The 22,745-nt window shown below is 47.1% G+C and carries 16 protein-coding genes; 8 read left to right on the top strand and 8 right to left on the bottom strand.

Annotated features, from left to right (window positions below; genetic code table 11):
- Positions 1-5 precede the first annotated feature (5 nt).
- Genes B5Z18_RS10635 through B5Z18_RS10625 form a run of 3 tightly spaced genes read left to right on the top strand, consistent with a single transcriptional unit; the run spans position 6 to position 3,828 of the window.
- Positions 6-1,439, top strand: coding sequence for a glucosaminidase domain-containing protein (locus B5Z18_RS10635; protein ID WP_079469328.1), 1,434 nt, complete (start codon positions 6-8; stop codon positions 1,437-1,439).
- A 52-nt stretch (positions 1,440-1,491) separates the two neighbouring features.
- Positions 1,492-2,037 (top strand): hypoxanthine phosphoribosyltransferase, encoded by a 546-nt coding sequence (gene hpt, locus B5Z18_RS10630; RefSeq protein ID WP_079469327.1) that lies wholly within the window; start codon positions 1,492-1,494, stop codon positions 2,035-2,037.
- A gap of 45 nt (positions 2,038-2,082) precedes the next feature.
- Positions 2,083-3,828 (top strand): YfbK domain-containing protein, encoded by a 1,746-nt coding sequence (locus B5Z18_RS10625; RefSeq protein WP_079469326.1) that lies wholly within the window; start codon positions 2,083-2,085, stop codon positions 3,826-3,828.
- A gap of 4 nt (positions 3,829-3,832) precedes the next feature.
- On the opposite strand, the gene B5Z18_RS10620 is transcribed toward B5Z18_RS10625, so the two are convergent.
- The 3 genes from B5Z18_RS10620 to B5Z18_RS10610 all read right to left on the bottom strand — a co-directional run bounded on the left by B5Z18_RS10620 (position 3,833) and on the right by B5Z18_RS10610 (position 6,837).
- On the bottom strand, positions 3,833-4,774 hold the full coding sequence (locus tag B5Z18_RS10620) for a class I SAM-dependent methyltransferase (RefSeq protein WP_235015903.1): 942 nt from the start codon (positions 4,772-4,774) through the stop codon (positions 3,833-3,835).
- A gap of 208 nt (positions 4,775-4,982) precedes the next feature.
- Entirely contained in the window at positions 4,983-6,155 is a 1,173-nt protein-coding gene (gene dnaJ / locus B5Z18_RS10615; RefSeq protein WP_079469325.1) for a molecular chaperone DnaJ, read from the bottom strand.
- Between the two features lie 109 nt (positions 6,156-6,264).
- Positions 6,265-6,837 carry a nucleotide exchange factor GrpE gene (locus B5Z18_RS10610; protein ID WP_079469324.1) on the bottom strand — a complete coding sequence of 191 codons (573 nt, stop codon included), beginning with the start codon at positions 6,835-6,837 and terminating at the stop codon, positions 6,265-6,267.
- A 138-nt stretch (positions 6,838-6,975) separates the two neighbouring features.
- Here B5Z18_RS10610 and B5Z18_RS10605 point away from each other — a divergent pair, with 138 nt between their 5' ends.
- Positions 6,976-8,148, top strand: a complete 1,173-nt coding sequence (locus tag B5Z18_RS10605) for a class I SAM-dependent rRNA methyltransferase (RefSeq protein ID WP_079469323.1) — start codon at positions 6,976-6,978, stop codon at positions 8,146-8,148.
- 83 nt (positions 8,149-8,231) lie between these two features.
- Here the strand turns inward: B5Z18_RS10605 and B5Z18_RS10600 are convergent, their stop codons facing one another.
- From B5Z18_RS10600 to B5Z18_RS10585, 4 genes are all read right to left on the bottom strand, one after another.
- Complete coding sequence (locus tag B5Z18_RS10600; protein WP_159454263.1) at positions 8,232-8,474, bottom strand: T9SS type A sorting domain-containing protein; 243 nt, start codon at positions 8,472-8,474, stop codon at positions 8,232-8,234.
- A gap of 299 nt (positions 8,475-8,773) precedes the next feature.
- Entirely contained in the window at positions 8,774-9,805 is a 1,032-nt protein-coding gene (locus tag B5Z18_RS10595) for a PorP/SprF family type IX secretion system membrane protein (RefSeq protein ID WP_079469321.1), read from the bottom strand.
- Between the two features lie 20 nt (positions 9,806-9,825).
- Complete coding sequence (locus B5Z18_RS10590; protein WP_079469320.1) at positions 9,826-12,681, bottom strand: PKD domain-containing protein; 2,856 nt, start codon at positions 12,679-12,681, stop codon at positions 9,826-9,828.
- 163 nt (positions 12,682-12,844) lie between these two features.
- Entirely contained in the window at positions 12,845-17,716 is a 4,872-nt protein-coding gene (locus B5Z18_RS10585; RefSeq protein ID WP_159454262.1) for a PKD domain-containing protein, read from the bottom strand.
- 131 nt (positions 17,717-17,847) lie between these two features.
- On the opposite strand from B5Z18_RS10585, the gene B5Z18_RS10580 reads away from it, so the two are divergent.
- Both B5Z18_RS10580 and B5Z18_RS10575 read left to right on the top strand, forming a co-directional pair.
- The gene (locus B5Z18_RS10580; protein WP_079469318.1) at positions 17,848-18,447 is read left to right on the top strand and encodes a methyltransferase domain-containing protein; all 600 of its coding nucleotides are present in this window, start codon (positions 17,848-17,850) and stop codon (positions 18,445-18,447) included.
- Positions 18,429-19,121, top strand: a complete 693-nt coding sequence (locus B5Z18_RS10575; RefSeq protein WP_079469317.1) for a rhodanese-like domain-containing protein — start codon at positions 18,429-18,431, stop codon at positions 19,119-19,121. The genes B5Z18_RS10580 and B5Z18_RS10575 overlap by 19 nt, the downstream gene beginning before the upstream one ends.
- Positions 19,122-19,178: 57 nt before the next feature.
- On the opposite strand, the gene B5Z18_RS10570 is transcribed toward B5Z18_RS10575, so the two are convergent.
- The gene (locus tag B5Z18_RS10570) at positions 19,179-20,690 is read right to left on the bottom strand and encodes a carboxypeptidase M32 (protein ID WP_079469316.1); all 1,512 of its coding nucleotides are present in this window, start codon (positions 20,688-20,690) and stop codon (positions 19,179-19,181) included.
- A gap of 60 nt (positions 20,691-20,750) precedes the next feature.
- On the opposite strand from B5Z18_RS10570, the gene B5Z18_RS10565 reads away from it, so the two are divergent.
- Positions 20,751-21,845 (top strand): Nif3-like dinuclear metal center hexameric protein, encoded by a 1,095-nt coding sequence (locus B5Z18_RS10565; RefSeq protein ID WP_079469315.1) that lies wholly within the window; start codon positions 20,751-20,753, stop codon positions 21,843-21,845.
- 3 nt (positions 21,846-21,848) lie between these two features.
- Positions 21,849-22,601: a zinc ribbon domain-containing protein gene (locus tag B5Z18_RS10560; RefSeq protein ID WP_079469314.1), complete on the top strand. Its 753-nt coding sequence runs from the start codon at positions 21,849-21,851 to the stop codon at positions 22,599-22,601.
- Positions 22,602-22,745 lie beyond the last annotated feature (144 nt).

Raw genomic sequence — 22,745 nt, 5'->3', positions numbered from 1 at the left:
CATACATGCAAGTAAGAAAATTCTTATTGGTAGTCAGTTTTCTTATTGGCTTCGTTACCGTACTGCACGCACAGAACATCACAACGCAGCAGTACATTGCCACCTATAAAAACTTAGCCATTGAGGAAATGCGCCGCTCAGGCGTGCCTGCCGCCATTAAACTGGCGCAGGGGATTATAGAAACGCAGTCCGGCAACGGTACCTTGTGTTTACAATCGAACAATCACTTCGGTATTAAATGTAAAAATACCTGGACCGGCAAAACCATCAAATACGACGACGATGCCGCGCAGGAATGTTTCCGCGTATATGAATCCGCCCGCGATTCCTACCGCGATCACTCCGATTTCCTGCACGCCAATCCACGCTACGCTTTCCTCTTCCAGTTTGATGGCGATGATTATAAATCATGGGCTTTTGGTCTTAAACAGGCCGGATACGCCACCAATAAAACTTATCCGCAACAGCTGATCAAAGTAATTGAAGATTATAACCTCCAGCAATATACCATGATTGCTATGGGGAAAGATCCTTCCGCCGGCGATGCTGCTACCGATGGAACGATGTATGCTGAAGTAACGGAAAAAGGAAGCAAAACTTCTCCCGGAAGAAAAAATCCGGTTACCACTACCAAACAAACGGTCTACCCCAAAGGTATCTTTGAAATCAATGGCCGCAAAGCAGTGTATGTAAAAGCAGGCAGCTCCCTGATCCAGGTAGCCGACCAGCGTAACATGCGTCTCCGTAAACTGGTGCGTTACAACGACCTGGAAAATGACAATCCGCCCGCAAAGGATATGATCGTCTTCTTACAAAAGAAAAGCAAAAGGGGAAATAAAGAATACCACAATGTTGTTAACGGGGAAACCATGCACGATGTAGCCCAGGCAGAAGGGGTACAGTTAAGATGGTTGCGCCGCCGTAATAAAATGAATGAAGGGGAAGAACCTGCTGCCGGTCAGCGGTTAACGCTCGACGGCTTTGCTTCTGCGGCGCCCAGGCTGGCTAAAAACACCCGGGTACTGAAAGAAGAAGACCAGGAGCCCCCGGAAGATTTTTCTCCCCGTAAAGCACTGGATGGCATTAAAGAAGAAGTGGCTAAAAACGCAGCAGGCGGTGCTGCGGTACCGGAAACAAAACCAGCCCCACCACAGGGTGGTGTGCCGGTAGCCATGATAGAAGACCTGAAAAAAGCCGGGCAGGTAACCACCACCGGAAATACAGGTACGCCAAAGGCATCCCTGCCACAACCGGCTCCGCGGCCGGCTACACCTGCGCCTGTACAGAAGTCCGGTACACAATACCACGATGTACAGCCAAAGGAAACGCTGTATGGCATTGCCAGAATGTACAACCGCTCTGTTACGCAACTGCAGGAATGGAATAACCTGCAGGGTTTTGATATTAAAATCGGCCAGCGTTTGCTGGTAAATAAATAAGCAGCGATCTTTTTTTGCTGATGATTGTTAAATAAGGAAATGCAGAAGTATTATGTCAGTGATTAAAGTGCATGACAAAGAGTTCCAGCCCTATATTGATGAAGTGGCGTTGCAGCAGCGGGTAAAGGAAATGGCGGAACAGATTAACAAAGATCTGAAGGGGGAACGCCCTTTATTTATCGCTATTCTCAACGGCTCCTTTATGTTTGCCGCAGATGTGTTTAAATACCTCACTATTGAGGCGGAAATCTCTTTTATTAAACTGGCCTCCTATAAAGGCACCAAATCCACTGGTAACGTGGTACAGGCCATTGGTCTCGACGAAGATCTCTTTGGCCGCACCGTAGTGATCCTGGAAGATATTGTGGACACCGGCCGCACCATGAGCCAGTTCCTGCCGCAACTGGAGCATCAGCAACCTAAAAAATTACTTGTAGCAGCCCTGCTCACAAAGCCGGATGCGATGGTACATCCTATCAAAATAGATTACCTGGGCTTTTCCGTTCCGGATAAGTTCCTGCTGGGATACGGGCTTGATTATGATGGCCTGGGCCGGAATCTGCCAGCCATTTATCAACTGGTGGAATCCGGGCAGTAATTATTTTTTCCGGGCGCTTGCCCGGAAAAAATCTTAACTTAATACATGCTCAAGTACCTTTTACTCTTTCTTTTCTGGGGTGGAGGGCTGCAGGCGCAAACAATCTGGGTATCGGGAGCGGTAGAAGACAGTTTATCCCATCGCCCCGTTGCAGGAGTACAGGTGAAGGTGATGGATGACACAGTCCATGTGGTCACAAACGCTTTCGGTCTTTTTAAAATTTCAATCCCCACGGCATCTGCCACGTTATTGCTCACACAAAGCGGTTATCAATCCAAACAGGTAACGGTGCGCAAATACGACAGGCTGTTAATAACGTTATCGCCTCTACGTAAAGATGCCGACCCGGTGGCCCTTGCCAAAGCCCGGTCAAAACTGCTGCACAGCAGCAATCCCAATTACGGTAATACCGGTATGGGAATACATTCTTTTTACAACGAAACTTACGGCGCTACCTACGAAAATAAATTTGTGCGTACCTCCAGTCACCCGGTATCCACCTTCGCCCTGGATGTGGACAGGGCCGCCTATAGCAATATCCGCCGCTTCCTCCGGCTGAAAGAAACCGTACCGGTGGATGCGGTACGCATCGAGGAAATGATCAACTATTTCCACTACGATTACCCGTTACCGTTAGCTGGCCAAACGATGGCCATGTATAGTAATTATACCACCTGCCCCTGGGAAACTACCCACCAGTTATTGCAGATCGCCATCAGGGCGCGCGCATTGGAAACAGACAGCTTTCCCGCCAGCAACCTGGTTTTCCTGCTGGATGTTTCCGGCTCTATGGGCACGCCCAATAAGTTGCCTTTATTACAGGCGGCTTTCCGCATCCTGGTGAATAATCTGCGCCCGGTAGATAAAGTAGCGATTGTAGCCTATGCCGGCGAACCCGGCGTTCTTTTACCGGCTACACCCGGCGATCAGAAAGAAAAGATCCTCAATGCAATAGATAATCTCAGCGCCGGCGGCGCCACCGCGGGGGAAGCCGCTATAAAAATGGCGTACCGGATTGCATCGGAGCAATATATTCCTGATGGCAATAACCGCGTGATATTGGCCACCGACGGCGATTTTAATGTGGGCCTCAGCAGCGATAGTGAAATGGAAGAGCTGATCATTCAGCAGAAAGAAAGCGGGGTATTGCTTACCTGCCTGGGTTTTGGGATGAAGAATTATAAAGACTCAAAGTTGCAATCCCTGTCCAGTAAAGGGAATGGTAATTTTGCGTATATAGATGACCTGGAAGAAGCCAATAAAATATTTGCCCGCGAATTCGGCAGCACCCTGTTTACTATTGCCCGCGATGTGCAGTCGGAAGTATGGTTTAACCCGGCGCTTGTAAAGTCGTATAGGCTTATTGGTTATGAGAACAAAATACTGCCTGCCGACAGTTCGGAGAAGGGGGAATTTGGCGGAGGGATTATCGGCAGCGGGCATTGTTCCGTGGCGTTGTATGAGATTATCCCTGCACCGGAAGCCGCTGCCGGCGATACAGTGCTGGCCCGGGTAAAAATATCCTGGCGTGATCCGCAGGACACGGCGATGCAATATTTACCCGGTGTAATTCCTGCGGAACTGAAAAGTTTTGATAAAGCATCCGATGATTGCCGCTTTGCCGCGGGGGTGGCTTTATTCGGTATGTTGCTGCGCAAGTCGTCCTACTGCGGTAAAGGCAATATAGACATGGTGAGCGATATTGCCCGCAGGGCGTTGGGCGCCGACAAAGGCAACTATCGCCTGGAGTTTTTGAAGATGGTAAAAATGTTGCGTAAAGGAAAGCGTTGACCCCTTATTTTATTAGCCGGTAGCACTTCCTGATCATCTTCTGCTGAAAATCAAAAGGTAAGGTCTGATTGGTAATATCCTTGATGCTGGAGGCATTGATCTTATCGGCTTCCAGTACAAACCGGCGGTAGTTGTTGCTGAAGTAAACAACCCCATCCTTTTTGGTAGCCAGTAATACTTTATTGAGCATATCCGCATGATCGCGCTGTACATCGAGGAAATCCTTCATCCGCTTGCTGTTGGAGAAGGTCGGCGGATCTATGATCACGAGATCATAGGTGTTGAGCTTCAGGGTGTCGAGGTATTGGAGCACATCCGCATGTACAAAAGTATATTTCGGGTTATCGAACCCGTTCAGCTTCATATTTTCTTCTGCCCAGGCCAGGTAGGTTTTGGACAGATCCACAGAAGTTACTTCTGCTGCGCCACCTGCGGCAGCATACACGGAGAAGGAGCCCGTATAACAGAACAGGTTTAGTACTTTCTTATCTTTTACTTCTTCCCTTATCATGCTGCGTGTAATGCGATGGTCGAGGAATAAGCCGGTATCAAGGTAATCGGAAAGGTTCACTTTAAACTGCAGGCCTGCTTCGTAAGCCGTCATGATATGGCTTTCCAGGCTCAGTTTTTCGTACTGGCTTTTCCTGTTTTCTTTACGTTGCCGTTGTTTAACCCATATTTTATTGGGGGCTACTTCCAGTACTTTGCTGATCAGTTCCAGGCAGGTATCGAGCCACTCTTCGTGTGCATCTTCTTCCATGCCGTGTTTGCGGTGGTACTCTGCGATGTAAACATGGTCTTCATACATTTCTATGCTGAAGGGAAATTCAGGAATATCATCATCATACACCCGGTAGCAGGTGATGTTTTGTCGTCTGGCCAGTTTGGATGTATGCCGGAAAACTTTCGTCAGCCGGTTTTCGAACATCTGCAGTTTTTGTTCCATCGCGTAATATTTAGAGCGGATGTTGTCTTTCCCAGGATTACACTGATTTTACTGATTTAACTTTTGGGATTTTATTTTGATTTAATGATTAAGGGAGATAAGAGCGAATACATCCGCTTATATCTCCCTTAATCCTTTATAAAATCAAAAAAGTAAAATCAAGCTAATCAGTAAAATCAGTGTAATCCTGGGAAAGACAACATCCGCGTCAGCTAAAAATATCCCTTACCTTTTCGAAGAATCCTTTATCGGATTTTTCGGGGTTTGGTTTAAAGTTATCGGACGATTGTAGTTTATCGAGCATTTCTTTCTCTTCAGCGGTTACATGCTGTGGTGTCCATACATTCACATGAATAAGCTGATCACCTTTTTCATAAGAATTTACGGAAGGGAATCCTTTGCCTTTCAGTCGGAATATTTTACCGCTCTGTGTGCCGGCAGGGATTTTAATTTTGGCTTTCCCGTCGATGGTAGGCACTTCCAGGGAGGTACCATACACTGCATCGGGGAAGGAGATGTGCAGATCGAACGCCACATTGAGTCCGTCGCGTTGCAGTTCCGGATGTGGTTCTTCTTCGATGAGGATGAGCAGATCGCCGGGTGCGCCGCCTCTTTCGCCGGCGTTACCTTTACCGCTCATGCTCAGCTGCATGCCTTCCTGAACGCCTGCCGGGATATCGATGCTTACCATTTCCTCGCCATACATACGGCCTTCACCTTTACAGTGGCCGCATTTGCTGGTAATGATCTGGCCTTCACCATGACAGGTAGGGCAGGTAGTAACGGTTTGCATTTGTCCGAGGAAAGTTTGGGTAACTTTTCTTACCTGGCCGGAACCGCCGCAGGTATTACATGACTGGAATGCGTTTTTATCTTTTGCACCCAGGCCACCACAATGCTGGCAGGGTACATATTTCTTTACTTTAATTTTTTTGTTGGCGCCTTTGGCGATTTCTTCATAGGTAAGACGGATCTTAACCCGGAGGTTAGAACCGCGGGTACCGCGTCCACGACGGTTTCCACCGCCACCACGGGCGCCACCGCCACCAAAGAAGCTGCCGAAAATATCATCGTTACCAAAAATGTCACCGAAGTTGGAGAAGATGTCGTCCATGTTCATTCCACCACCGCCATATCCACCACCACGGTTGCCATTCATGCCGGCATGGCCAAAACGGTCGTATTGCGCCCTTTTATCAGGGTCGCTTAATACTTCATAAGCTTCAGCTGCTTCTTTGAATTTTTCTTCTGCCTCTTTGTTATTTGGGTTGCGGTCAGGGTGAAACTGCATAGCCACCTTGCGGTAGGCTTTTTTAATTTCATCCTGGGAAGCAGATTTGGCAACAACCAGTATTTCGTAATAATCTCTCTTGGTAGACATTATAATAATCACTTAATGCTGGTGCAGGCACCAGCTTTTGTTCGGTAAAAAATATTGCTTTACGTCAGCTTTTAGCATAGGCATCCTTAGAGATTATGCCACATCGTCATTATTTACCCACAATTACCTTAGCATGACGGATTAACTTGTCATTCAGGTAATAACCAGGTTGCAGCACATCTACTACTTTACCAACCAGCTCTGGCGTAGGAGCAGGGATTTCGGTAATAGCCTCTTGCAGATCCGGATCAAATGGGGTGTGTATACTCTCCATTGGCTTCAGTCCCTTCGCTTGCAGGGTACTTCTCAGTTTATTGAAAACCAGCATTACGCCATCTTTAACGGCAGCAACATCGGTAGTATTTTCCAATTGCTTTTCGGCCCTGTCGGTATCATCCAGCACATCCAGTAAAGATATGATAACTTCCTTACTGGCTGTTTGCATCAGTTCTATACGTTCTTTGGCAGTACGTTTACGGTAATTGTCAAATTCTGCCTGTAACCGGAGATATTTATCACGGATTTCACTTACTTCCTTTTCTTTCTTCTCCAGTTCTGTCACTTCATCTGGCGCATTACTCGTATTTGAACTATTGCTTATATTTTCTTCTGGCATGCTTTCGTTTTCGCTACCAGTGTTAGCCTGACCGTTTGTCTGCATGTCTTTTTCGTTTTCTGTCATAATAAGTAATAATTGTCTGCGCTGGTATGCAGTCAATTTCTTTGCCAACAGCGGTTTTGCCGACAAAAAGGCAGAATTGAAGTGAAAACCGGGAGGCTAACCGCTAAATAGCTACCTTTGCCCCTCGAAATACAATAAATGACTAAAGTTTTTTTAAAGAAACAGATACAGAACAGGGTATTACAAGGGCATCCCTGGATTTTTGGTAATGAAGTAGCCGAAATAAAAGGAGATGTAAATGCCGGTGATATTGTAGATGTATATACACATAAAGGTTTTTTCCTGGGACGTGGTTATATCAATCCTCAATCCCAGATTCTCGTACGACTGCTTACCCGTGATAAGAACGAAGAAATAAACCCGGAGTTCTTTTACCGCCGTCTCCTGAAATGCTGGGAGTACCGGCAGAAACTGGGCTATGTGGAAAACTGCCGTCTTGTATATGGAGAAGCAGATGATCTGCCTGCACTGGTAATCGACAAATTCAACGATTACTTCGTTATTCAAACGCTCGCATTGGGCATGGAGAAATGGAAAGATGCCATTGTAGATGCCATCAACCGCATTTTTTCACCTAAAGGAATCTACGAAAGAAACGATGTACCTGTAAGGGAACTGGAAGGCATGACCCAACAGAAAGGCTTTCTCAGCGAGCCTTTCGACACAAATCTGATCATCAATGAAAACGGTTTGCGGTTTCATGTAGATATCGTGAACGGCCAGAAAACGGGCTACTTCCTGGATCAGCAGGACAACCGCCGCGAAATTAAGCATATCGTAAAAGGCGCCGACGTAATGGAAGCCTTTTGCTATACCGGTACTTTCTCCTGTCACGCCGGTTTTTACGGCGCCAAAAGTGTACTGGGACTAGATATCTCCGAAACAGCGGTGGCTACTGCCCGCAGAAATGCGGAACTAAACAACCTGCAGGATATCTGCCGGTTCCAGGCTGTGAATGCGTTTGATCAGCTGAAGCAATGGACAAAGGAAGAGAAGAAGTTCGACGTGGTAATACTGGATCCGCCGGCCTTTACCAAAAGCCGTGAAAATATCTCGAAAGCCGTAACAGGGTATAAGGAAATTAACCTTCGCGGGATGAAGCTGTTGAAGCCCGGAGGCTTCCTGGTAACTGCGTCCTGCACCAACCTGGTATCGCCGGACCTGTTCCTGCAAACCATTGATGCAGCCGCAAAAGATGCGAAGAAGAGACTGCGCCAGGTAACTTTCCAGACGCAGGCCCAGGATCATCCTATCCTGAGAAATATTGAGAATACCACTTATCTGAAATTCCTTATTGTAGAAGTTTCCTGATGAGAGAAGATATAAAAAAGAAAAAGTCACGACGCAAATCGTGACTTTTCTTTTTTTATTTTGATGCCAGATATATCTATTATCTATTTCACTACATTGAATTTCCCGGATTCCACCAGGTTGCCCCGCTGATCTCTTAACTGGAAAATATACAGACCGTTATAATAATTATCCAGGCTCACCGTTGTCTTGGAACTGATGCCTTTTAACTGATCTATTTTTTTTCCGAGGAAATTATATACAATAAGATCGTATAAGCGGTCGTTATTATGTTGTTGAACTTCAAATGTTATGACGGTAGTAGCGGGATTGGGATATAGCTTCACAATTTTGCTACCCCCCTCCGTAGTAGGTTGGGATTTATCGCTTTGAGCCTTACCTATGCTGGTAAAAAGGCTGAAAACCATTATGAGAATCAGGGTAGAGGTTTTCCACATAGTATTATAAAAATAAAGTTTTTTTCAAATATTTCCTAATTTTTGTTTGATAAATTCAGCTCACTCGAGCGCCCATGTTTCTACATAAAAATAACAAACCACAGGCCATTTTGTTAGCATTTCTGCATATTTTATGTAATTTTTAACGCTTGGTAGTTTATTTTCATAATTAATTGATTTATAATAATTTAAAATCTGGGACAGTTTACGCTTTCCAGTGTCGAGTTCCTGCTGTTGAGAAATCCCTTGAAAACCAGTGAAATTTCAAAGCCGCCAAATGTCTGGCTGGCAGTTCTCAGTTTGGAAATATTGGTGTCATAGCTCATTCCGATCTCGTATTTATCCATGTCAATTTTGACAGTAGGGATAATGGCATCATTCCATCTCAGGAAGAGGCCGCCATAAATAGCCCGGGTTGATTCCAGCCCCTGGTCCATCAAACCATAACCGATTAATGCACCGCCGATAAATTCAGTATAAGTGCCCTGGTGCAACTGGTTGTAGTGTGCAATCACTTTTACCCGTTCATCTATTGGTATCGTAATACCCGCGTTGAACGTAAGTTTCGGCTGCAATTCAATATTCTGATCGTTATAGAAAGATATTTTAGCCCGGTTAAAATGGAAGTAGCCGGCCCCGATAAAGTAATTCACATCTTCCCCGATCACGCTGTTGTAACTCAGGCCCACACCGGCATCCAGGTAACTGTAGCCTTTCAGCGCCAGCTTGCCTTCCTCGCCGGTAGGGGAAGCCGGATCAAAACGGCCGCTCGTGTACTGGTTGTTGAAGGTCATGTTGGTAGGATCAAATTGCCGCTGTACAAAGCCGCCCATGAACCCCACGGAGAGGAAACTGCTCTTATCCTCATTGAGGGACTTATGATAGTTGATAGCCGGGAAGATCTGCGTGGACTGTAGTTTGGACGTACCTGCACGGTCGTAGGTTACCTGCAAACCCGTAGTCACATAGTCGTTGCTGCGGCCTACCGGGAACTTTATTTCGCCACTCACAGTGCCGGTCTGGTAAGGAATGGTAACGCTGTTCCACTGGTTGCGATATACTGCCTGCACGCGCACATCGCCGTTGAAAATGCCTATCAGCGCAGGGTTGCGGAGGATAGGCGTTTCATAGAACTGCGACAGATGTATATCCTGGGCATACAACGGTGTTGCACAGGGGATGCAAACTATCGCCAGTAATACGCGGTATATGATTTTCATGTTAGCCAGGTTAAAAATATTTATCTGAGTAATGTTACGTTGCCTTTCATCTGGAAAAATTCATTGGTATCACAGTATGCTTCAATAAAGTAGATATACACATCGGAAGGTTGCGGCTTGCCGTTAAAAGAGCCGTTCCACCCGGTGCTGATATCATCGATGTTGATTCTTTCGCGGTGATGTACTTCCTGTCCCCAGCGGTTGAAAATCCGGAAAGATTTTATCAGGCTGATGCCCTTTCCGCGTGGATAGAAGATATCGTTTTGCCCGTCGCCATTGGGACTGAAAGTATTTGGAATAAACACCACGTCGGTGTTGCAAACGAGGTCCACGTTCATGATATCGCTTTTCGTACAGCCGAACTGGTTAGTACCGGTAATACTGTAGGTAATGGGTTTACGTACAGCCGCCGTTACATACGGAGAGCTGGTGTTATCGAGATAATCATCCGGGCTCCATTTCCATTTCACGATATCCGGGCTTCCACTGGCCATGAGCCGTACAATATCTCCCACCATTACGGTCTGGTCTTTCCCTGCATTTACCTGTGGTACCGGCTTTACGGATACTTTCACGGAAAGCGGTGCACTCATCGGGCAAATGGCATCGTTGGTGCCGGTTACCTGGTAAGTGATGTCTTCTATTGGTGTGGTAACCGGGTTGGCGATAGTGTTGTTGGTTAAGCCGGTAACGGGCGTCCAGTTATAGATGGTAGCGCCTGTGGCTTTCAGCTGTACCGATGTGCCATAGCAGGCAATGGTATCATTACTTACGGCAAGATTTACTTTGGGCACCACTACTACATCCGTGGAATCATATACCGTACATCCGTACACGTTAGATGCCTGTACATGGTAACGGGTGCTTGCAAGTGGCGATGCTACCGGATCTGTACAGAAAACACAACTGAGCTGGTTAGTGGTGAGCCATTGTACGGTGCCATCTGATAAGGCGTTGAGATTAACGCTGTTGCCCTCACAGATTTTTGGCTGCTGCGCAGATGCTTTCACCACCGGCGTAGGATGAATGTTGATGGTTTTACTGATGGAGTCCCTGCAATTGCGGGCGTCTGTTACCACGAGTTTCACTGCTTGTCCGCCGGAAGCGCTGTACTTAGTGGCTGGCGGCGTTTGCGCGGTGGAACTCAATCCATTGCCCAGATCCCAGTACCAGTTGGCAATGGGGATATTGGGAGAAGTGATGGTGTTATTGATAAAGCTCACTGCCTGGCCTGCACAGGTAACCGGACCAGTGGTAAAGTCGGCCTGTGGTGCGAGGATGTCAATATCATCCGGTTTATACACAATATCATCGCAGTAAGCAGGGTCTTTGTAACGGATGGTGAGCTGGTTATCGAACGTGCCGGTGGTGGCCCATGTTTTTATGTAGGTTTGATCGGTAGTGGTAAAGGTGGTACCATCGCCGAATTGCCAGGTGTAGCTGGAAACCAGTCCCAGTGGCACATTCAGCACACCGTAGGTGGCTTTGCTTCCGCGGCAGATGGAGTTGACGCCGGCGGTAAAGTCGGCCCGGAAATAATAGATCGTTTGGAAACTACTATGGTTGCAGTTATTGCCTATTTCCCCGATAGTAAGTCGAACGGTGTAATTGCCTGGTATTGTATAGTTATGCACCGCATCCATTGTGTTTACCAGTGGTGAATTATCTCCAAAGTCCCACTGATAGGTGGAATTAGCGCTGGTGCCGATAGAATTGTTGGTAAAGATGAATTTACTTTTATCAGCACAATCGCGTACTACACTGAATTGCGACACCGGGCCGGTTACATCTACCGTAACCGGAGACGCTGCTGTGAAGCAGCCATTACTGCCCGCTTTCATTTGTACGGTAAGCATACCATTGGCATTAAAGGAATGCCTGATATCGTTGCTGCTGCCTGATTCCGTTTTCCCATCTCCGAAATCCCAGCTGTAGGTATCTGCAAAGCTCGCGTTAGCCAGCAATCTTACCGGGTCGCCTACGCAGGTACTGGCAGGAGATACCGTGAAACTTACATTGGAAGGCGGATTGCCGGTGTGTACAAATTTATCAAAGGAGGAGGTTACCACGCACTGGCCCTGTGTAGTAACGGTAACGCCTACGTTGTAAGTGCCCGTTTGCGTATATACGTGATTTACATTACCGTTGGTAGTGGATTGTGTGTTGCCATCCCCGAAATTCCAGGCCCAGGATACAACCGGATCGTTGATATCGTTGGTAGAAGTAGCCGAAAATGCTGCGGTATAAGGCACGCAGCCGGATAATGGCGTGGCCATTGTAATCTGAGGCAGGGAAATATCGATATAAGCATCTTTTTTCAAAGTGGCCGTACAGCCGTTACGGTTAGTAACGGTGAGGGTTACATCAAATTTACCCGCGCGGGTGTATTGATGTGGTATATAAGCATTGCTGGTGGTAACCGGCGCGGTGCCGTCGCCAAAATCCCACGTACGACTGGCCGCGCCTGTGGTGGCATCTGTGAAATTAGCGGTGAATACTTTGCAGCTTTTTGTTACATCTGCCGAAAAAATAACCTGGGGGGTAGCACCTACTACTAAATCCCGCCAATAGGTGCTGGTGGTTGTTCCGCCGCTTACTTTATATACTGCTTCCAGGGTAATTTTTACGGGACCGCCAGTGGTATAGGTTACCTGCGGATGCTCTTCATGTGAAGTTCTGCCATCCCCGAAATCCCAGTTATAAGTGAGGGGAGTGCCGGTGCTGGTATTTCTCAATGTCAGTGTTACCGGTGTACACAGGTTACCCGGCGAAGCGGTATAGGTAAAGTCCGCCTTCTGTGCCAGTAAGCAGTTTGCCTGCAAAAGGGATATAAGGAGCAGCAATGTCCGAAAACACTTTGCCTGTAGGTATTTCATAGGGTACACAGGTTTTCCATTGACTGAATGTCTACACAAATTAATAAAAATTACATATATAAACTTTTTGATTTTCGGAATTTTTAATAAGGGAAAGATGGAAATACAGCAGAGTGGCTGCAAATCAACAACATCCGTATCAAAAATTCCGTTGGCGGCGGTCCTACCTGATAAGGGTAATATTCCCTTTCAGCAGGTTCACAGCGCCTTTATCACACACCACTTCCACATAGTAAACAAATACATCCGGATTCAGGACGGTGCCTTTGTAGCGGCCATCCCATCCTGACGATGGATCATTGGTATTCACACCGGTACGCTCAAATACCAGTTGCCCCCAACGGTTGAAGATCCTGAATATGCGGATGGACTGCATGCCGCGGCCCCGCACATAGAAAATATCGTTCTGGCCATCGCCATTGGGAGAAAAGGTATTGGGGATGAATATGTTGCCTTCATCGCATACCAGCTTGATTGCCACATCATCGGTGCTCATACAGCCAAACCGGTTGGTTACCTTTACATGATAAGTAATATCGTCTGTTGGCGTAGCCGTTGGCGTTAGGCAGTCGTAGCAGCTTAAACCTGTTACGGGTATCCATTCAGTTTTAATGATATCCTCACTGCCGGTAACAGGTAACGGAATAACAGAGCCGGTGGCAATCACCATATCCGGGCCTGCGTTTACTACCGGTACCGCACGTACGTAAACCCTGGCCAACGCTGTATCTGTGAAGCAGGTACTGTTATTATAACCCACTACCTGGTAGGTGATATTGCCATCCGGACTGGCAACCGGGTCGGCAACATCCGCGCGGTTCAATCCCCTGGCGGGAATCCACTGATATCGTAAAGCCCCTCCTGCATTCATTTTTACGCTTTCCCCCGCACATATTTCCGCATCCTGTGCATAAATTTTAAACGGCTGGGTAACAGTAACGGCTACTTCGCCTGTATTCGTGCAACCGTATTCGTTAGTAGCGGTAACACGGTATATGGTATCGATATCCGGCGTTGCCTGTGGCGATACGCTGGCTACATCTGAGATGTTGTAATCAGTCCAGTTTACTGCTACATTGGCGGTAGTATTTGCCTGCAGCTGTAATGCCGCACCACGGCAGATAGTAGCGGTAGTGGGGGAAGGATTTAATACCGGTGAAGGATGTACGGTCATTTGCGCCGTAGTTTCCGAAGGACAGGAACCATCGGCATTAGTGATCGTTAATACTACGGGTATGGTGCCGGTGCTGTTTAAAAGTATTTCCGGTGGCACAGGTACATCGTAGGTTTGCCCTGTACCTACCTGCCACAGCCATTTGGTACCTGGTATATTTTTGCTGTCGCTGCCGGATAGCTGTATTTTCCCGGACACACAAAGCGGTGAAATAGGAGCGATTACAGCCACCGGTTGCGGCGGAATTACCACCGGCAATATCTTCTCATCTATACAGCCATAGGCGCTGGTTACTACCAGTTTAACATTAGTGGTTCCGGGCTGCGGATAATTAAACAAACCGTTTACGGTAGTAGCACTGTTACCGGGATTGCCCGGTACGCCGAAGTCCCAGGCATTGGTAAAGTCAAGCGCAAGTGAATCTTTCGTTAACGTTTTACTTTTATTGGTAAATGTTACCTCGCCGCCACCGCATACCTGGAAGTCATTGGTGATAAAGTCAGCGATCGTTTGATCCACAATGATCTTATCGTTTCCTGCTGCTTTTACCAAGCAACCCTGGTTGTCCAGTAAGGATACGCGCGGGTAATAAATGCCTGCTTTGGTATAGGTATGCGCCGGAGATACGGGAGTGGTAGAAGTAAGTACCGTACCGTCGTCGAAATCCCACATATAGCTGTCGGTTTTAACAGAGGTGGCGCTGATGCTGATTGCTAACGGTACACAACCTTGTGTTGGCGTGGTTTTCATGGTGCCGTCCGGCCCCTTGATGGTAATTGGAAGTGTAGCGGTGCTGGAGCATCCTCCTTCTGAGTATACTGTCAACACTACATCGTAGGTCCGTGCCCGTGCATAGATGTGTACATCCGGATCATTCTTGGAGGAGGTGCCGTTATCGCCAAAATTCCAGCTGGAGTTTACAAAATCGGTAGAAGTGTTAGTGAATAATACTTTCACCGGCGGACACAGATCCAGGTTATCCGGAATAGTGAAAGACGCTTTCGGGTCAGGTACCCTGATTATATTTGCCTTAGTGATTTCATCCGTACAACCCGCAGGGGTGGTTACTTTGAGCGTTACGTTATATTGGCCCGGTGCGCTGTAAACCTTTGCAGGCCTGTTTCCTGTGCCGGTGGTATTATCCCCGAAATCCCATGCATAACTTTGGATAGTGCCCTGCGACTGATCCACAAATGTAAACGACTTATCCAGGCAGGCGATATTGGATGGTACCATAAAGTCGGCCTTCACCCGGTCGAAGCGGATCACCTTCTGTACTTTCACTACACAGCTGAACTGATCGGTTACCGTTAATGAAACCGTGTAATCGTTCGCGTTAGTATAGGTATGTTTTATATCAATGGGTTGTGTGGTGTAATTCTCTTTACTGCTCTGATCCCCGAAATCCCATTCCCAGTTGAGTATGCTGTTGCCGGTGTTAACGGTGGATTTATCTGTGAAACTGAAAATCTCATCTTTACATCTCTTACCGGTATAATCAAAATCAGGTGTAGCGCCGTTTACATCAATGGTAATTGGCGGCGCTTCGCGGGTACAGCTGTTTTTATCTGTAATGGTGAGCTTAATGGTAAAGGTGCCTGTTTTGTTGTAAGTATGCGTGATGCCATTGGCGGGATTAAAATTATAGGCTGGTATATTTTGCAGGGCGCTGCCATCACCCCAATCCCAGCTATATTCATTGATATTATCATTATTCAGCGGCCCTAACGAAATATGGATGCTTTCACCTCTGCATATCCTGGGCTTATCGGGAGTAATGATTGGTTTTTCATCGATGATGTTCACCGATTGTGTAGTGGTAGAAGTACAGATACCATTGTCGATGGTAAGCCGCACCTGTTTCAGACCTGTTGTCTGATAGCGGAAATCCGGGCTTTGATCGGTGGACGTGGCGCCGTTTTCACCAAACTCCCACAGCCAGGTTTTTACCGCGGTGGGTATAGGCCCGAAGGTAGAGTTGTCGGTGAATTTCCGGTGATAAGGATCCACGCAATCCGGTGTGGTTTCAAACCGTGCAATGGGTGGGATGATCTGTATATAATTCCGTTTTATTAGCTGTTCAATACAACCATTATTATTTACTACCAGGATGACATCGTGATTGCCGATTTCATTGAAGGTATGATTAGGATTTTCTTCGGTACTGGTACTGTTATCCTGCACAAAGGTCCAGAGCCAGGAAGTGCCGCGGGGAACAGACAGGTTGGTGAACTGCACCGGGTCTTTGGCGCATGATTTCAGGGGAGTGGCCACAAAATCCACGACAGGCCTTGTTCCTGCCATAATAATAGTGGTGCCGCTGGCAGTACATCCACTTGCTGTAGTTACAGTAATGGTAACGGTGAAAGTTCCCTGTGTGGTGAAAATATGATTAGGTCTTGCATTGGTGGAAGTACTGCCATCTCCGAAATTCCATTGATAGCTGACAATAGGATCGGTAACATCCAGTTCTACGTAGAAGTCGGCCGGTAAAGGGATACAACCCTCTGTTGCGCTGCGGTAAATACTCAGATTGGGTTTGGCGATATTGATATAACCGGGATTGGTAACTGTTTTGCTGCAGCCCGAAGCATTGGTGGCGGTGAGGCTCACCGTAAAGGATCCTTCGCGGGTATAAGTGTGCGAAGGGTTTTCCAGTGTAGAAGTAGTACCATCTCCAAAGTTCCAGTTCCATACGGTGGCATTGGTGGACTGTGCGCTGAACTGCGTGGTAAAGGGCGTATTACAGGCGCTGAGTGGCGTAGCTACCGGGTTTATTTGCGGAGAAGGATTTATGTGAATGGTTTGCTGGATCTCTTCCATGCAGCTGCCCAGGGTAGCCTGCATTTTCACGATATAATCGCCCGGTGTAGTGAATTGTTTTACTGCGTTTGCCGTTGTTTGTGTGGTGCCATCGGGGAAAGCCCAGGTCACCTGGTCAGGAACGGGTTGCGTGGTATTGGTGAAGTTAACCGGTTGATCTGCACAGGGAGCGGAAAAAGTAAAACCTGGTTTAACTTTTTCAATTACGATATATTCCGTTTTGGTAAGTGGTGTGGAACATCCGCCGGAAGTAGTAGCGGTAAGTTTCACGGTAAAGCGGCCTTCCCTGGTATAGGTATGTTGGTTAGCGGTGCCGGTGGTGCCATCGCCGTAATCCCAGGTGTAGGTAACCGGATCGGGCGAGTTATTAACAGTATTGTTAAAGAAGTTTACAGTGAATGGCGTGGTACAGCTTTGTGTTTTATCGGCGGAGAAAGCGGGTGTGGGCGCGCTTTGTATTTTCACAGGTTCCGGTCCTTTAAAAGCCGTACAGCCGTAGCTGTTAGTTACAGCGCTGAGTACATTGTAAGTGCCAGCCTGTGTGTAGGTGTGGGTAACATTTGCGCCTGTGGCTCCGCCGCCGTCGCCGAAGTCCCAGGTAATATCCGCAATGCTGCCATCTCCCGGTGCAGACTGGTCCCTGAATGTAGCCATAAAGGGTGCGCATCCGGTAGTGTTGGGGATGGTGAAGTTGACAAGAGGTTTGTTATATACCTGGATGTCGAGTTGTTTGACGATGGTATTAGCGCCGTAGGTAGCTGTTAATTTAACATGATAAATGCCGGGGTCCTGGAATGTTTTAGAGGGGGTGGGGTCGTTGGTAACGTTGGCGCCAAGTCCGAAATCCCATTCTATCTGTTGGTAGCCTGCATCCAGTGTAGCGGTGAAATTCACCAGGAAAGGAGGACAGCCTGCTTTTTTATCCGCATCTATAGCAACTGACTGCGCGCGGGCGCTAATGGCCAGGGCCATCACCGGCAGCAGACAAAGCAAAATACGTCTTATGACAATCCGCAAATAATTGTGTAGGCTTTTCATGGCATAGGTTGGCGTTAAGGCCGTTTCACAGGTATATTCAAAGCATAAAAATAGCAATAATGTTTGGAAAAGCGATGCATTTATGTATGTGGCTGAATGGCCGTAACTTAGCATAAAAAGGAATACCGGATATGGACAGTCAGTATTGGAATAACCGCTATCTTAAAGGAGATACGGGCTGGGATATGGGAGCGGTGTCTCCTCCCCTGAAAGAGTATATCGATCAGCTGGTAGACCGGGATATTCGTATACTCATTCCCGGTGGAGGCAACAGTTACGAAGCTGCTTACCTGGCGGGTCAGGCTTTTAGTGATGTAACGGTGCTGGATATTGCACCGGTATTGGTTGAACAGCTGCGAAAAACGTTTGCCCGTACCCGTGTGAAAGTGCTGGAAGAAGATTTTTTTGCCCATAAAGGCAGCTACGACCTGGTATTGGAACAAACATTTTTCTGCGCACTGCCGCCTTTTCTCCGGATGGATTACGTAGAACATATGTATTCGCTGATCAAGCCCGGCGGGCATCTGGCAGGGGTGCTGTTTAACCGTCATTTTACACAGGACGGACCACCCTTTGGTGGCACTGAAGCGGAATACACCAAGTTGTTTTCTCCCTTATTTGATATTAAAACGTTGCAGCCCTGTTATAATTCTCATCCGGCCAGGCAGGGCACCGAGTTGTTTATTAATTTTATGCCGAAAATAAAGAAGATATGGGACGAGTTTTCTTAGCCATCATGTTGATGCTCACAGGCATTACCGCAATGGCACAACAGCAACAGGCGGTAGATGCTGCTGAATTTGATAAGGATATCCAACAGCCTGGTGTACAGGTATTTGATGTGCGTACCGCCGGAGAATTCAGTACCGGGCATTTGCCACATGCCTTACAGGCCGATTATACAAAGAAAGAAGAATTCAAAGACCGGGTGCAATACCTCGACAAGAAAAAGCCCGTTTATATTTATTGCCTGAGTGGTGGCCGCAGCGCCGCCGCTGCCAAATGGATGAGAGAAAACGGCTTTGCGAATGTAGTGGAGCTGGATGGTGGTATCAACGCCTGGAAGCGGGCCGGCAAGCAATTGGAAGGTGTTGCTGAGAAGAAGCCCCAGCTCAGTGTAGCTGATTATAACAAAGCGGTACAGGCAAAAGGATATGTGCTCACCGATGTGGGAGCCGCGTGGTGTCCTCCCTGTAAACAGATGGAGCCGGTGCTGGAAAAATTCTTCCAGAAACATCCGCAGGTAAAAAAGGTAGCGGTGGATGGTGGTAACGACCAGGATGTGATGAAATCCGTTGAGGCAACCAAACTGCCTACTTTTATTTTTTATAAGGATGGGAAAGAAGTAGCACGGAAGCAGGGTGTGATGGAACTGGCAGAGCTGGAGAAGCTGGCGGGGTTATAATTGAGATATACGTCAAATGATAGAAAAGTCCGGAACCATCGTTCCGGACTTTTTATTTTAGAAGCCATATATCCCGCCATATTTCCCTTTCGCATACGTGAGGAATTCCCCAAACACCAGCTGTTTCCCTGTTACTTTCTCACATAATTCATTCGATGTATAAAACCTTCCAAACGGATGAACGTTGGTACGCAACCATTCCAGTAACGGCTGATAATCGCCGCCGGCAATACGTGCATCTAAACCAGGCACCTGTTTTTGTGCAGCAGCAAAGAATTGTGCAGCATAAAAACTACCCAGCGAATAAGTAGGGAAGTAGCCAAAGCTGCCATGCGACCAGTGGATATCCTGCAGTACGCCGTGTACATCATCGGGTACCGTTACGTGCAGGTATTGACGGTAGTATTCGTTCCAGGTGTGTTTCAGATCTTTTACATCGATGCTGCCGTCGATCAGTCCTTTTTCAATTTCATACCGGATCATGATATGGAAATGATAGGTCAGTTCATCTGCTTCTGTGCGGATGAGCGACGGTTGTACTTTATTGATGGCTTTATAGAAGGCATCCAGCGATACATTTCCGAGATTTTCGGGGAAGAGTTGCTGAAGGCGGGGATAATGATATTGCCAGAAGAGGAGGCTGCGGCCCACGTTGTTTTCCCATAGGCGCGACTGGGATTCATGTATACCCAAACTGGTGGCTTCCCCGCAGGGAAGACCGTATTGTTCAGTGGGCAGCCCCTGTTCATAAAGGGCGTGGCCACCTTCATGGATACAGCTCCAGGTCATGTTCCCAAAATCATTTTCATCGATGCGGGTGGTTACCCTTACATCAAGTGGGTTGAAGCTGGTGGTGAAGGGATGCTCGGAAACATCCTGCCGGCCTGCTTTCAGATCGTATCCCATGTTTTCCAGCAGGGCAAGGCCAAATTTCCACTGTGCATCGCGGTTATAGTGCAGGTGCAGGAAATCCTTATTGATGGCGGGTTGCTGTTCTATTTGGGTGAGCAGCGGTGAAAGGGCGGTTTTCACTTCATTAAAAATGGTATCCAGCATACCGGTGTGGGCGCCTTTTTCATATTCGTTCAGGAGGGCATTGTAGGGATGTCCTTCATAGCCCAGGATATCTGTTTCCTGTTTCTTCAGTTCAATCATCCGGGCAAGCGCCGGGGCAAAAATGGAATAGTCGTTGGCTTTGCGGGCTTTGATCCAGGCGTGATAGCTTTCGTTGGTCACTCTCGACATTTCGGCCACAAAGGCTGCCGGGTATTTTTTATTCTTTTCAAAGTCTTCTGTAGAAAGAATGATATTTTTTTGTTCTACCGGATCCAGCGTAGTATTACCTTTCAGGCCCTGGAGAATAGTTTCCAGCTCCGGGGCGGTGAATAGTTCGTGGGCAATAGAGCTGAGGGTGGTGATCTGCTGACCACGGAACCCGGCGCCTTTTTCAGGAAGATAGGTTTCCTGGTCCCAGCCAAGTACCGCCAGGGCATTTCTTACATCTGCAATTTTTTGCATTTTTATTTTGTAATCCGCATACTGTTCTGCTGTAGATTTGCTTCCGGGCATAAAAGATAATTTTTTGCAAATTTAGCAGATGCCACGAATGAACCATTAATTTTTGCAGATATGAAGATAAAAGAGATCATACAGGCCATCGAACAGTTTGCGCCTTTGCAGTACCAGGAGAGCTACGACAATGCCGGGCTTATTTTCGGGCGGGCGGATGTGGAGCTGACCAATGCGCTGCTTACGCTGGATGCTACAGAAGCTGTTATTGACGAGGCTATTGCAACCGGATGTAACCTGGTGATTGCCCATCACCCGATTGTTTTCGGGGGATTGAAGAAGATTAACGGGAATAACTATGTAGAGCGGGTGGCGATTAAGGCCATAAAACATGATATTGCCGTGTATGCGGCGCATACCAACCTGGATAATGTGCGGAACGGGGTGTGTGCGCAGATGGCGGCGAAGCTGGGGCTGGAACAAACGCGGGTATTGCAGCCTAAGCGGGGATTACTAAAAAAGTTATTCACATTTGTGCCTTCGGCAGATGTGGAAACGGTGAGGGCTGCTTTGTTTGAAGCGGGCGCCGGCCATATTGGCAATTACAGTGAATGTAGTTTTAACGGAGCAGGTGAGGGTACGTTTAAGGGAGCGGAAGGCACTGATCCTTATGTAGGTACGCCCGGAAAACGACATTTTGAGGCTGAAATAAAGTTGGAAGTAATTTTTCCGGTATATTTGGAAGGAAAAATTTTACAGGCGCTGTTGGGCAGTCACCCTTATGAAGAGGTGGCTTATGATGTGGTAAGCCTGGAAAATGCTTATCAGCAGGTGGGTTCGGGATTGATCGGTACTTTACCGGAGGCGATGGACGAGCTGGAATTTTTGCAGTTTGTAAAGGAGCAGTTCCGGACGGGTTGTGTGAAATATACCCCATTGAGGGGGCGTTCCGTAAAAAAAGTGGCGTTATGTGGGGGAGCAGGCAGTTTCCTGTTAAAACAGGCGATAGCAGCCGGGGCAGATGCCTACATTTCGTCGGATTTCAAGTATCATGAATTTTTTGACGCTGACAATCAATTAATTATAGCAGATATCGGACATTTTGAGAGTGAGCAGTTCACAGTGGAATTATTTTATCATATATTGACCGAAAAATTCCGTAATTTTGCGCCTCTTAAATCTACGATTAAAACAAACCCGGTAAATTATTTATAATACATGGCAACCGTAAAAGAATACTCCGTTGAAGAAAAATTAGCGTCTGTACTCAGATTGCAAAAGATCGATTCCAAGCTGGATGGGATCCAGGTGTTGAAAGGGGAGTTGCCGATGGAGGTAAAAGACCTGGAAGACGAGATCGAAGGCCTGAACACACGTCAGTCTCACATTGAGAATGAAATGAAAGGTATACAAGACTTTGTTGCCAGCAAGAAAAACGCCATCAAAGAAGCGGAAGCGCTGATCAAGAAGTACGAGAAGCAGCAGGATAATGTGAAGAATAACCGTGAGTTCGAAGCCATCACCAAAGAAATGGAGATGCAGGCGCTGGAAATCAAGCTGGCTGAAAAGCATATCAAGGACGCTAACGAAGAGATCAAGGAAAAAAGCCGCGTACTGGAAGTAGCCAAGAAAGCGGTAGCAGATAAAGAAGCGAACCTGAAGCACAAGAAAGGCGAACTGGAAAAGATCATCGGCGAAACAGATAAAGAAGAGAAAGCATTCCGCAAAGAAAGTGAAGATGCTAAAACCAAGGTAGATCCCCGCTTATTGCAGGCTTACGAGAAAATCCGTAAGAACTACCGCAACGGTTTGGCGGTGGTAACTGTAGAGCGTGATTCCTGCGGTGGCTGCTTCAATGCAATTCCTCCTCAGCGTCAGGCAGAAATCCGTCAGCACAAAAAGATCATCGTTTGTGAGCACTGCGGACGTATCCTGGTGGATAACGACCTCGAAGCAACTGTGACTATCTAATTATAGTCTATCAGCAATAAACATTTAAAGGACATCTTCGGATGTCCTTTTTTTATTGGTGTATGTGCATAAAAAATATACTAATTTATTTAGTTTTGTTTTACTAATTATATTAGCTTTGTGTACATTGCCGTTGCGCAGGTA

The organism is Chitinophaga ginsengisegetis (assembly GCF_900168065.1).
GTDB classification, from domain to species: Bacteria; Bacteroidota; Bacteroidia; order Chitinophagales; family Chitinophagaceae; genus Chitinophaga; species Chitinophaga ginsengisegetis.
Note: the sequence above shows the minus strand (reverse complement) of the source record. Positions and strands in the feature narration are given on the sequence as shown.